At 65.2% G+C, this 12,342-nt stretch carries 10 protein-coding genes and 2 tRNA genes; 10 read left to right on the top strand and 2 right to left on the bottom strand.

The window, feature by feature from the left end; genetic code table 11:
* Window positions 1–40 precede the first annotated feature (40 nt).
* The 7 genes from gltX (at window position 41) to BMX78_RS02475 (ending at window position 7,315) form a co-directional block, all read left to right on the top strand.
* On the top strand, window positions 41–1,555 hold the full coding sequence (gene gltX, locus BMX78_RS02445; RefSeq protein WP_091415850.1) for a glutamate--tRNA ligase: 1,515 nt from the start codon (window positions 41–43) through the stop codon (window positions 1,553–1,555).
* Complete coding sequence (locus BMX78_RS02450) at window positions 1,555–2,292, top strand: HAD family hydrolase (protein ID WP_091415852.1); 738 nt, start codon at window positions 1,555–1,557, stop codon at window positions 2,290–2,292. Before gltX ends, BMX78_RS02450 begins: the two co-directional genes overlap by 1 nt.
* A gap of 161 nt (window positions 2,293–2,453) precedes the next feature.
* A tRNA-Gln gene (locus BMX78_RS02455) sits at window positions 2,454–2,525 on the top strand.
* A 138-nt stretch (window positions 2,526–2,663) separates the two neighbouring features.
* A tRNA-Glu gene (locus BMX78_RS02460) sits at window positions 2,664–2,739 on the top strand.
* Window positions 2,740–2,860: 121 nt separating this feature from the next.
* Complete coding sequence (locus tag BMX78_RS02465) at window positions 2,861–3,916, top strand: acyltransferase family protein (protein WP_170850660.1); 1,056 nt, start codon at window positions 2,861–2,863, stop codon at window positions 3,914–3,916.
* Window positions 3,917–3,923: 7 nt separating this feature from the next.
* Window positions 3,924–5,705 (top strand): dynamin family protein, encoded by a 1,782-nt coding sequence (locus BMX78_RS02470; protein ID WP_091415858.1) that lies wholly within the window; start codon window positions 3,924–3,926, stop codon window positions 5,703–5,705.
* A complete protein-coding gene (locus BMX78_RS02475) occupies window positions 5,702–7,315 on the top strand; it encodes a GTPase (protein WP_091415861.1) in 1,614 nt (537 codons plus the stop codon). Before BMX78_RS02470 ends, BMX78_RS02475 begins: the two co-directional genes overlap by 4 nt.
* A gap of 25 nt (window positions 7,316–7,340) precedes the next feature.
* Here the strand turns inward: BMX78_RS02475 and BMX78_RS02480 are convergent, their stop codons facing one another.
* Together BMX78_RS02480 and BMX78_RS02485 are read right to left on the bottom strand one after the other, a co-directional pair.
* The gene (locus BMX78_RS02480) at window positions 7,341–7,889 is read right to left on the bottom strand and encodes a DUF1697 domain-containing protein (protein ID WP_091415863.1); all 549 of its coding nucleotides are present in this window, start codon (window positions 7,887–7,889) and stop codon (window positions 7,341–7,343) included.
* 62 nt (window positions 7,890–7,951) lie between these two features.
* A complete protein-coding gene (locus BMX78_RS02485; RefSeq protein ID WP_009356552.1) occupies window positions 7,952–8,671 on the bottom strand; it encodes an IclR family transcriptional regulator in 720 nt (239 codons plus the stop codon).
* 111 nt (window positions 8,672–8,782) lie between these two features.
* Here BMX78_RS02485 and leuC point away from each other — a divergent pair, with 111 nt between their 5' ends.
* The 3 genes from leuC to murA all read left to right on the top strand — a co-directional run bounded on the left by leuC (window position 8,783) and on the right by murA (window position 12,335).
* Window positions 8,783–10,249, top strand: coding sequence for a 3-isopropylmalate dehydratase large subunit (gene leuC / locus BMX78_RS02490; RefSeq protein ID WP_091416072.1), 1,467 nt, complete (start codon window positions 8,783–8,785; stop codon window positions 10,247–10,249).
* An 8-nt stretch (window positions 10,250–10,257) separates the two neighbouring features.
* Entirely contained in the window at window positions 10,258–10,860 is a 603-nt protein-coding gene (leuD, locus tag BMX78_RS02495; RefSeq protein WP_091415866.1) for a 3-isopropylmalate dehydratase small subunit, read from the top strand.
* A 149-nt stretch (window positions 10,861–11,009) separates the two neighbouring features.
* Window positions 11,010–12,335: a UDP-N-acetylglucosamine 1-carboxyvinyltransferase gene (gene murA / locus BMX78_RS02500; protein ID WP_050054700.1), complete on the top strand. Its 1,326-nt coding sequence runs from the start codon at window positions 11,010–11,012 to the stop codon at window positions 12,333–12,335.
* The last annotated feature ends 7 nt before the right edge of the window (window positions 12,336–12,342 follow it).

Consider the following 12,342-nt stretch of genomic DNA (forward strand, 5'->3'; position numbering starts at 1 on the left):
GCGGTGGCGGCAGGCGGCAGACGGTAAAGTTGAAGCCACTATGACTACTGCTTCTGCGTCGAATGCTGCCTCCATCCCGCCCGTCACCGCGGAGACGCCCGTACGGGTGCGCTTCTGCCCTTCACCCACCGGCACCCCGCACGTGGGGCTGATCCGTACCGCCCTGTTCAACTGGGCCTACGCCCGCCACACCAAGGGCACCATGGTGTTCCGGATCGAGGACACCGATGCAGCCCGTGACAGCGAGGAAAGCTACCACCAGCTGCTCGATGCGCTGAAGTGGCTGGGCATCGACTGGGACGAGGGTGTTGAGGTGGGCGGCCCGCACGAACCCTACCGGCAGTCGCAGCGCAGCGGCATCTACCAGGACGTGATCGCAAAGCTGCTCGAGGGCGGATTCATTTATGAGTCCTATTCCACTCCCGAGGAGATCGAGGCCCGCCACCGCGCCGCGGGCCGTGATCCGAAGTTGGGCTACGACGGCTTTGACCGCCACCTGACGGACGAGCAGCTCGCCCAGTACAAGGCCGAAGGCCGCGACGCTGTCCTGCGGCTCCGCATGCCGGACGAGGACATCACCTTCACCGACCTGGTGCGCGGCGACATCACCTTCCGCGCCGGATCCGTGCCGGACTTTGCAGTGGTTCGTGCCAACGGCGCGCCGTTGTACACCCTGGTCAACCCCGTGGACGACGCCCTGATGGGCATCACCCACGTGCTCCGCGGGGAAGACCTGCTCAGCTCCACGCCCCGGCAGATCGCCCTGTACCGTGCCCTCTACGCCGTGGGCGTGGCACAGTACATGCCGGAGTTCGGCCACCTGCCGTACGTGATGGGGCAGGGCAACAAGAAGCTCTCCAAGCGCGATCCCGAGTCCAGCCTGTTCCTGCACCGGGAGCGCGGCTTCATCCCCGAGGGCCTGCTGAACTACCTCTCCCTGCTGGGCTGGTCGCTCAGCGCTGACGAGGACATTTTCACCGTTGAACAGCTGGTGGAGCACTTCGACATCCACGATGTCCTGGGCAACCCGGCGCGTTTCGACCTCAAGAAGGCCGAAGCCATCAACGGAACGCACGTCCGGATGCTTGCACCGGAGGTTTTCCGGGAGCGGTTGGCGCCGTACCTGCGCGCCGCGGATCTCGTGGGCGAGATCCTGACCGACCGGGAAGAGCAGATCCTCACCGAGGCTGCGCCGCTGATCCAGGAGCGCATCACGCTGCTGGGGGAGGCGCCCGAAATGCTGGCCTTCCTCTTCAAGGCAGATGACGCCATCGACGTTGCCGCTGACGCCCTGAAGGGCCTGCCGGAGAACCTGACCGAGGTCCTGGACGCTGCTATCGCTGTCCTCGAACCCGTGGAGGACTGGACGCCGGACAACATCCAGGCTGCCCTAAAGCAGGCACTGGTCGAGGACCTGGGCCTCAAGCCCCGCCTTGCCTTCGGGCCTGTGCGGACCGCCGTTTCCGGCCGGCGCATCTCGCCGCCGCTGTTCGAGTCCATGGTGATCCTCGGCAAGGAGTCCTCCCTCCGCCGGCTCAAGAGCTTCCGCGGCTGATGACGGCTCCCAGCCAGGCAGAGGGCGCCGTCCTGGAGACGCCCTTCGGCGCAGTCCGCGGGGTGCTGTTCGACATCGACGACACCCTGGTTGACCTCGAATATTCGATGACCACCGCCCTGCGCGAGGTCAGCGAACACCTACTGCCCGGCCTCGACCAGGCCGGGTGGGAGCGGTTCGGGCGGATCTTCACGCACGAAACCACGCACTATTACGACCGGTACCTGGCCGGTGAATTGACGTTCAACGAACAAAGGCTGCTCCGCGGCCGCGCTGCGCTGGGACACTTCGGGGTGGAGCTGGGGGAAGGGGAGCAATCCCACCAGTGGCTGAACGCGTACATGGAGAAACAGCCGGCCTATGTGAAGCAATTTCCGGATGTGATGCCGCTGCTGGACAGGCTGGACCGGGCAGGCATTCCGTACGGTGCGGTCAGCAATAACGTCCATGATTACCAGCGGGCAAAGCTTGATGGGGCAGGACTTGAACGCGTGCGCCGCCTCGTAGGAACAGACACCCTGGGCGTGGCTAAACCTGATCCGGCGATTTACCTCGAAGGAGTCCGGCTGCTGGGCACGGACCCTGCCCACACGTTGTATGTCGGTGACAACCGCCTGCTCGATGCTGAGGGCTCGACGGCGGCCGGCCTTCTTGGCGTCTGGCTCAACCGGGCGGGGGAGCTGGTGCAGGGATTCGAGGGCAACTCGGTGTCTTCGCTCCAGGAATTGATCCTTTAGGACTTGGTGTGTGCGTGCCGCCGGAGACGGCGGCCCGCACACGCCACTGCCCCGGGGGAGGGGCCGATTTGTGCGAGCCGGAAGTCTCGGGTAAAGTAATTTCTCGTGCTGAGGGGCACGGAGCAGGGCAAAAGCCCTGAAATCCGGCCCGAAAGTATCATTGGGATATGGTGTAATTGGCAACACTACGGTTTCTGGTACCGTCATTCTAGGTTCGAGTCCTGGTATCCCAGCTCTGTTCAGAGCCCGCTAACGGGCAGGAAAGCAGACGGTTTCAGCCGGTCCGCCGATTTGAAACCACAGCGAAGTGTATGAAACAATCACTGAGCTTGACCAGCGGAAACGCCGGTCAGAAGTACGGTAAAGTACACGGCCCCATCGTATAGCGGCCTAGTACGCCGCCCTCTCACGGCGGTAACGCGGGTTCGAATCCCGCTGGGGTCACCAACGAAACGGTCCCGGGCAGACGCCCGGGACCGTTTCTTTCGTTAAAACTTCGCTGATCCCACTGAAAGCTTGCGGGACCCTTCCTACGCTGAATCCAGTCGCCGATACTGGGGGAGAATCTGTGCTGGGACAGCGGTTTGCCGAGAGCAAGAATTCATTGAACGCCGTTCGGTTGCTGTTGGCCGCGGCTGTCATCCTGTCGCATTCCTGGTGGTTGGGCGGCTATGGACCAGAGCCCCAACCCGGCGGGGTAAAACTCGGCAGCTGGGCGGTGCTGGGCTTCTTCGGAATTTCGGGATTCTTGATAACCCGAAGCAGAACAGGGGCGATTACAGCGGGGAGTTACTGGCGGGCCAGGTTTCTCCGGATTTTCCCCGGCCTTGCCGTTTGTGTGGCCTCGGTAGCTTTTGTGATAGCTCCCGTTACAGCTGGCGTTGCCGGAAAGAGATACTCCCTACCTGACGCCGTACTCTTTTTTGTGTCTAATCTTTCGGCGGGAGCCCCCGGGCTTGCCGTTCGCGGCATTCCGGGAACACTGGACGGGCTTAACGATCCGGGGTCCTGGAACGGCCCGCTGTGGACTCTCTTCTGGGAGATCGTTTGTTATGTCGTGGTCGGCATCGTGCTCGGACTACTGCGACCTCAACTAGCACGCATTGCTTTGCTCGTGCCTTTTCTTGTGGGTTCGGCCTTTGTCTTTTCTCTGGATGCTGGCTGGGGCCCTGTTCCTACGCCGCCGGACTGGCCCCTGGTCCCTATCTTGACGTTTCTCGCAGGATCACTTGTCTACCTCTTCCAGGACATCATCCCCGCCAACCCGCTAACGGGCATTCTTGCTGGAAGTCTGGTGGTCTTGGTGTCCGCCCTAGGTTTTACAACTTCCCTGGTCCATCTACCCGTAAGCCTTTTCCTACTCATAGGGTCGCTGTATCTGCCGATGTACAAGGTCGGATCCCGCTTCGACATTTCTTACGGTGTCTATATCTACGGTTGGCCCGTCCAGCAGTTCCTCGCTTCCCTGGGGCTTAACTTCGCCGTGCAACCCTTAGGGTTCGCTGCTGCCTCATTGATGCTGGTCACGCCCATAGCCTGGATGTCCTGCCGCTATGTAGAGAAGCCTGCACAGCTGTGGCACCGTTCGCTCCATATGCAACGAAAGATCCCTGAACTGGCATGATGTTCCTGTGACCTCCCAGAGCGAGCAGGACCCACCGTACGACGCACAGCCAGCGCCGCCGGCGCTGGCGGCTGTGGCCCTGCTGGAAGAGGTGCGGGAAGACCTGGCCGCTGCCGCGCTGCCGCTGGCCTTACCTGAGGCGGAACAGGCCAGGCGCGACGTCGCCAACGCCGTGGCCCAGCTGGATGACTACATCCTCCCGCGGTACCGCAGCCTGGACGCCCCGCTGCTGGCCGTCGTCGGAGGCTCCACAGGTGCGGGCAAATCCACGCTCGTCAACGCCTTGGTAGGCCATCCCGTCACACGATCCGGAGCCATCCGCCCCACCACCCGCCAGCCCATCCTGCTGCATCACCCGTCGGAAGCGGCCTGGTTTGAGGGCCAGCGCGTCCTGCCATCCCTCAGCCGCATCCGTGGATACGTCGCCAGCAGCGCGGTCCCGGCCACCAGCGCCGGACCGGTCCCCGACCCCGGAGCCATGTCCTCCCTTGTCCTCGTAGCCGACCCCGCAATGCCCGAAGGCATCGCACTCCTGGATGCGCCCGACGTCGACTCCATCTCCGACGACAACCGTAAGCTTGCGGGGCAGCTCCTCGCCGCGGCAGACTTGTGGATTTTTGTCACTACTGCCAACCGCTATGCCGACGCCGTTCCCTGGAGACTGCTCCTTGACGCAGCCGGCCGGGACATCATGGTTGCGGTAGTACTGGACCGGGTGCCGCCAGGGGCGGAAGCCGAAGTCAGCGAGGACCTGCGCGGGCTCCTGGACCGTGAAGGCCTGGGCGCCGCGCAGCTGTTCATCATCCCGGAGACGGCCCTCGACCCGCTGGGGATGCTCCCCGCCACCACAGTCCTCCTGCTGCGCACCTGGCTGGCGGATCTTGCTGCCGACTCCGCCGGCCGTTCCGACATCGCCCGCCGCACCCTGAACGGGACTGTCAGAGCCTTGGCTGCCCGCGTTGCTGAAGTGGCCCAGGCCGCGCGGGAACAGCAGCGGGCCGCAGGCAACCTGGAAGCCGCTGCCGTATCGGCCTACAACAGCGCTGCCACCCGAATCCTCGATGCCACCAGGGACGGATCACTCCTTCGCGGCGAGGTGCTGGCCCGCTGGCAGGACTTTGTGGGCACTGGGGAATTCTTCCGGACCCTGGAACAAAACGTTGGCCGGTTCCGCGACCGGCTGGGCGCCGTTTTTCGGGGCGAACCGCCGCCCGCCATCCGGGTGGAAGCAGCCATCGAGACAGGCCTGCAGGCCGTCATCGTGGACGAAGCCGCAAATGCTGCCGAGGATACTGACCAGCGCTGGCGGACTGATCCCGCCGGGCGCCATCTGCTGGGAACCGACGACCTTTCCGGAACCACACCCGGGTTCGAAGGCAGGGCGGCCGCCGAAATCAGGGCCTGGCAGGAAGCCCTGATGGAGATGATCCGGACTGAGGGCCAGGGAAAACGGACCCAGGCACGCTGGCTGTCCTTCGGCATCAACGGCCTGGGCGCTGCCCTGATGATCGTGGTGTTCTCCATGACGGCCGGACTGACAGGACTCGAAGTGGGTGTGGCGGGTGGAACCGCCGTGGTGGGCCAGCGGCTGCTGGAAGCTGTCTTCGGCGAAGATGCTGTCCGGCGTATGGCCGAAAAGGCCCGGGAAGACCTGCATGTGCGCTGCCAGCGGCTGCTCCAGGACGAACAGCAGAAATTCCTGACGCGGCTCCCCGAACATGACGACCCTGCCGCCGGGTCCCTAGCAGCCCACGCGGAGGCGCTGGCCCGGCTGGCGGCCGCTGCATGAGCCGCCACAGCGACACCCGGGATTCGTCGCGGCTGGACCGCAGGCTCATGGCACTTAACGACGCCCGGGAATTGGGCGAAGGTGTCCTTCCCGACGAGTCGCTCCAGGACGTGTTCAGCGTGCTGGAGCGTGCCAGCTCCCGGCGGTCGCTTTCCGCCGACCACACAGTGGTGGGGTTCTTCGGTGCCACCGGCAGCGGCAAGTCCTCGCTGTTCAACGCCGTGAGTGGAGCTGAAATCGCGACGGCGGCAGCGCGGCGTCCCACCACTTCGGAACCTCTGGCGGGGGTGTGGGGAGCTGGGGGCAGCGAACCGCTGCTGGACTGGCTGGACGTCCGGAACCGGCATCATGCGGCAGCCGTGGATGGCTTCGCCGGCGAGGACACGGGGCTGATCCTGTTGGACCTGCCGGACTTCGATTCCACCAAGGCAGCGAACCGGGAAGTGGTCCAGCGGATGGTGGGCCTGGTGGACGTCCTGGTCTGGGTCCTTGATCCCCAAAAGTACGCCGACGCAGCTGTCCACAATGACTTCCTGTCACGCCTGGCCTCGCACGGGGCCGTCACCCTGGTGGTCCTTAACCAGGTGGATCGCCTTCCTGCCCACGACGTGCAGCCGGTCCTGGAATCCCTGCGGGCAATCCTTGCCCGCGACGGACTCGCCAAGGTCCAGGTTCTCGCGGCGTCAGCACTCACCGGGACAGGAGTGGACAAGGTCCGGGATGCCATCCGCGGCGTCGCGGTGAAACGCAAAGCCCAATCACAGCGGCTCACTGCCGACATCACCCGGGCCTCAGCGGAATTGGGCGCAGTATCCGGTGCCGGAGAGGCGGCCGGGGTCCGGCCCGCTGCAACGACGCGCCTTGCGGACGAGCTGGCAATTGCCGCGAACGTTCCTGCTGTGGTCCGGGCCGTGAGGCAGTCCTACCGGCTCGAATCGGTGAGGCGGACAGGCTGGCCCGTCACACGCTGGCTTTCCCGCTTCCGGCCGGATCCGCTGCGACGCCTTAATCTGCGCAGCACGGCACCTTCTGAGCTGAACCGGACCTCGCTGCCCTCAGCCGGAGCACCGGAGCGCGCCCGGACCGATGCGGCGGTGCGGGAATTTGCCGACGCCGCCAGCGCGGGCGCCCCTGGTCCGTGGCGGGCAGCTATCCGGAGCGCCGCGAGGGAAGGCAGGGAGCGGCTGCCCGATGCCCTTGACCAGGCCATCGCCGGAACCGACCTGGCCGCCAACCGAAGGTCGTGGTGGTGGGGTTTGTTCAATGTGGTGCAATGGCTGGCGCTGCTCACAGTCCTGGGCGGGCTCGGCTGGCTCGGCGTCCTGGCGGCGCGTGGCTACTTCCAAATGCCAGTACCGGAAGTGCCCAGGGTGGATGGCTGGCCGGTGCCGACGCTGATGATTGCCTTGGGGGTGGTCCTGGGGATCTTCCTGGCCATCACCGGCCGTTTCATTGCTGCGGCCGCGGCAAACGCCCGGGCGGCGCGGGCCAGGAAACGGCTGAACGCAGCGGTTGCCGCCGTGGCCCAGGAACTCGTTGTAGAACCTGTGGAGGTTGAAGTCAGCAGGCTTTCAGCCTTCAATGCGGCACTGAAGGCGGCGGCCGGGTAGAAGTACGACGCCGGCCGGGAGTCAGTCAGCCGGCGGCGGACAGCTCGGCAGCGGCATCCCTGACCTTGATGAGGGTGCGCAGGTTCCGTGTGGTGGTGGACGCCTTGAACTTCGACTTGGCCGTGATTTTGCTGAAGGGGCTGTCCAGGGTTCCCCCGGCTGGGGCCAGCCAGGCCAGCGCCTCGGGGCCGAGCCGCTTTTGCTCCGCACCCGCCAGCGCGGCGCCGGCTGCCTCAAGTTCGTCCAGCATGCCAATATCGGACGAGAGTGTGATATAAGTGTGCGTCGTCTTATCGTCATCCGGGTAGGGGCAGGCACTTACCAGTTCTGCCACCCGGGCTGCGTCCAGGACTACCACCCAGGCGTCATAGCCGAAGGTGTCCCGGAGGCATTTTTCGCACTCCCGCTTCACGGCGGCGGCGTCCTGGGTGCTGCCCAGCACCACGTTTCCGCTGGCAAGCAGGGTCCGCGCGTCCGGAAAACCGCCGGACTTGAGCGCCTCCCGGAGCTCGGCCATCTTGATGTTGATGCCGCCCACGTTGATGCCCCGAAGAAACACTGCATAGCTGCCCATGGCGAAAGCCTAGCGTCCGCAGCGCCGCTGCGAGGGCAATCCGGCGGGCAGGCGCGACTGCGTCAGTCGTTGTTTTTGCGGAGTGCCTCGGTAAGGATGCGGCCGGCGTTGCAGACAACTTCCGCATGCAGCCTGCCGGGCTGGCGGGTGAGCCGCTCGATGGGACCGGAAATTGAAACTGCCGCAATCACCCGGCCGGAGGGTCCGCGCACCGGTGCGGAAACTGACGCGACCCCGGGCTCGCGTTCGCCAAGGCTCTGGCCCCAGCCCCGCCGTCGTACTCCTGCCAGGACTGTAGGCGTAAAGCGGGCAGACTGCAGCCCTTCGAGCAGCCGGTCGTGGTCCTCCCAGGCGAGCAGCACCTGGGCGGCCGATCCGGCCTTCATGGACAACTGCGTGCCCACCGGAATGGTGTCGCGCAGGCCGATGGGGCGCTCGGCGGAGGCAACGCAAACGCGCCAATCGCCCTGCCGGCGGAAAATCTGGGCACTTTCGCCGGTGGCGTCACGCAGCTGCATCAGCACCGGTCCGGCGGAGGCGATCAACCTGTCCTCACCGGCAGCGGACGCCAGTTCCACCAGGCGGCTTCCCAGGACAAAGCGGCCCTGGATGTCACGGCTGACCAGCCGGTGGTGGACCAGGGCCAAAGCAAGGCGATGGACCGTGGGCCGGGCCAGGCCCGTTGCCGCCACAAGCTGCGCAAGCGTGGTGGGCCCGGCCTCAAGTGCATCGAGCACCTGGGCCGCTTTATCAATGACGCCGACTCCACTAGAATTGTCCATGTAATGATATTGCCGTCTCATTATCTGAGATGCAAATCTTTCGGCTGGCGCAGTACGAAGCCGTACTGGTTCAGTGGAACTATCAGCCAACAGCAGTGAAGGGAGATGGCCATGGCAAAGACATTGGCCGAGAAAGTCTGGGACGCGCACGTGGTGCGCAAAGGCGACGGCGAAGGTGCCAATGCCCAGCCCGACCTTCTTTTCATCGACCTCCACCTCGTCCATGAGGTCACGTCGCCGCAGGCGTTCGAAGGCCTGCGCCTGGCCGGACGCCCGCTGCGGCGCCCGGACCTGACCATCGCCACGGAGGACCACAACACTCCCACGCTGGACATCGACAAGCCTATCGCCGATCTGACCAGCCGCACGCAGATCCAGACACTGCGCAACAACTGCGCCGAGTTCGGTGTGCGCCTGCACTCCCTTGGGGATGCCGAGCAGGGCATCGTCCACGTCGTGGGTCCGCAGCTGGGCCTCACCCAGCCGGGCATGACGGTTGTCTGCGGCGACTCGCACACCTCCACCCACGGTGCCTTCGGGGCGCTGGCCATGGGCATCGGAACCTCCGAGGTGGAGCACGTGATGGCCACCCAGACGCTGTCCCTGAAGCCGTTCAAGACCATGGCTATCAATGTCGAAGGCACGCTCCGTCCGGGCGTCACCGCCAAGGACATCATCCTGGCCGTCATCGCCAAGATCGGCACCGGCGGCGGCCAGGGCTACGTCCTGGAATATCGGGGTTCCGCCATCCGCGCCCTGTCCATGGACGCCCGCATGACCATCTGCAACATGTCCATCGAAGCAGGTGCCCGCGCCGGAATGGTGGCTCCGGACGAGACCACCTACGAGTACATGTTGGGCCGCCCGCACGCGCCCCAGGGCGCCGACTGGGACGCCGCCGTCGAGTACTGGAACACCCTGCGGACCGACGATGACGCCACCTTCGACGTCCAGGTTGACCTGGACGCCAACACGCTGGAGCCGTTCGTCACCTGGGGCACCAACCCCGGCCAGGGCGTTTCGCTGTCCGAATCCGTGCCCTCGCCGGAGGACTTCGGCGACGAGAACGCCAAGGCCGCCGCCGAGCGCGCCCTGCAGTACATGGGCCTCGAGGCCGGAACACCCATGAAGGACATCAGGGTGGACACCGTCTTCCTCGGCTCCTGCACCAACTCCCGGATGGAAGATCTCCGCGCAGCTGCTGACATCATCCGGGGACGCCAGAAGGACCCCAACATCCGGATGCTGGTGGTCCCGGGCTCGGCACGGGTCCGCCTGGAAGCCGAGGCCGAAGGCCTGGACAAGGTCTTCAAGGACTTCGGGGCCGAATGGCGTTTTGCCGGCTGCTCCATGTGCCTGGGCATGAACCCTGACCAGCTGGAGGTGGGGGAGCGTTGCGCCTCCACGTCCAACCGCAACTTCGAAGGGCGCCAGGGCAAGGGCGGCCGGACCCACCTCGTGTCCCCGGTCGTAGCCGCAGCCACGGCCATCCGCGGCACCCTGAGTTCGCCGTCGGACCTTGATCCCGATCCGGTGGTTGAGCCTGTCGAAACCCCAATCCGTACCGACGCAGCCTAGGACACGCCATGGAAAAGTTCACCACCCACACCGGAATCGGCGTCCCGCTGCGCCAGAGCAACGTGGACACGGACCAGATCATCCCCGCTGTCTACCTCAAGCGCATCACCCGCACAGGCTTTGAGGACGCCCTGTTTTCCGCGTGGCGCAAGGACCCGTCCTTCATTCTGAACCAGGAACCGTTCAACGCGGGCTCCGTGTTGGTGGCGGGCCCCGACTTCGGCACCGGCTCCTCCCGGGAACACGCGGTCTGGGCGCTGAAGGACTACGGCTTCAAAACTGTGCTCTCGTCCCGGTTCGCCGATATCTTCCGCGGCAACTCCGGCAAGCAGGGGCTGCTCGCAGCCCAGGTGGCGCAGGACGATATCGAACTGATCTGGAAGGAGCTCGAGAACGCTCCCGGTACCCCGGTCACCGTGGACCTCGTCTCCAAGACGGTGGTGTGCGGCAACATCGTCGCGCCCTTCGATATCGACGACTACACGCGCTGGCGCCTGCTCGAAGGCCTGGACGATATCGGGCTGACTCTCCAGCACGAGGCGGACATCACTGCCTACGAGGCCACGCGCCCGGCCTTCCTCCCGAAAACCCTGCCGGCACGCCTCTCCTGAGCGGCCGGAAGTACCTCTGACCGTGCGACGGCGGCCCGCCACGCCCTGCCGCCGTCGCCCGCGTATTTCGGTTCGGTAACGCGACCTCCTATGCTTGGTTGGAGCCTTTGCAAGGTTTTGTGGGCTAGTTATCGTGAGGAAACCGGTATATGAGTAGTGTTCTGACAATCCGTGGCGGAGTCCCGCTGACGGGCCGCGTGAGCGTCCGGGGAGCGAAAAACCTCGTTCCCAAGGCGATGGTGGCAGCGTTGCTGGGCAACGAGCCGTCCGTATTGCGGAACGTGCCGGAGATCAAGGATGTGGAGGTCGTCACCTCCCTCCTTCAGCTCCACGGCGTGACGGTCGTCAAGGACCCGGTCAACGGGGACCTGACGTTGGACCCGAAGGCTGCCAAGACGGCGCCAAGCACCGCAATTGACGCCCACGCCGGCGACTCCCGGATTCCCATCCTGCTGTGCGGCCCCCTGATCCACGCCATCGGGGAAGCGTTCATTCCCGACCTGGGCGGCTGCAAGATCGGCGACCGTCCCATCGACTACCACCTTGATGTGCTGCGCCAGTTCGGTGCCGTGGTGGAGAAGCGGCCGGGCGGCATCCACATCTCCGCCCCCAAAGGCCTGCACGGCGCCAAGATTTCCCTGCCCTATCCGTCCGTCGGGGCCACGGAGCAGGTGCTGCTGAGCGCCACCCGCGCGGAGGGCATCACTGAACTCTCCGGAGCGGCAACGGAACCGGAAATCATCGACCTGATTGCCGTGCTGCAGAAGATGGGCGCCATCATCAGCGTCCAGACCGACCGCACCATCCGCATCGAAGGCGTCCGCGACCTCGGCGGCTACAACCACCGGGCGCTCTCGGACCGCAACGAATCGGCGTCGTGGGCATCTGCGGCGCTGGTGACCAAGGGTGACATCTTCGTTGAGGGCGCCTCCCAGCGCGACATGATGACGTTCCTGAACACCTACCGCAAGGTAGGCGGCGGCATGGACATCGGCGAGGACGGCATCCGCTTCTACCACAAGGGTGGAAAGCTCAACCCCCTGGTCCTGGAAACGGACGTGCACCCCGGTTTTATGACTGACTGGCAGCAGCCGCTGGTGGTGGCGCTGACCCAGGCTGAAGGTGTTTCGATCGTCCACGAGACCGTGTACGAAAACCGCTTCGGCTTCACCGATGCACTGATCCGGATGGGCGCCAGCATCCAGGTGCACCGTGAGTGCCTGGGCAGCGTGCCCTGCCGGTTCGGCCAGCGGAACTTCCTGCATTCGGCAGTCATTTCCGGGCCCACCCAGCTCAAGGGAACCGACATCGACGTGCCGGACCTCCGCGGCGGCTTCAGCCACCTGATCGCGGCCCTCGCCGCAACGGGAACATCCCGGGTGACCGGCATCGACATCATCAACCGGGGCTACGAGCGCTTCACCGAAAAGCTTGCCGGGCTGGGTGCCGACTTCGACATCACCCCCACAAAGTAGCGGAACC

Source organism: Arthrobacter sp. OV608, assembly GCA_900110595.1.
GTDB lineage: Bacteria > Actinomycetota > Actinomycetes > Actinomycetales > Micrococcaceae > Arthrobacter.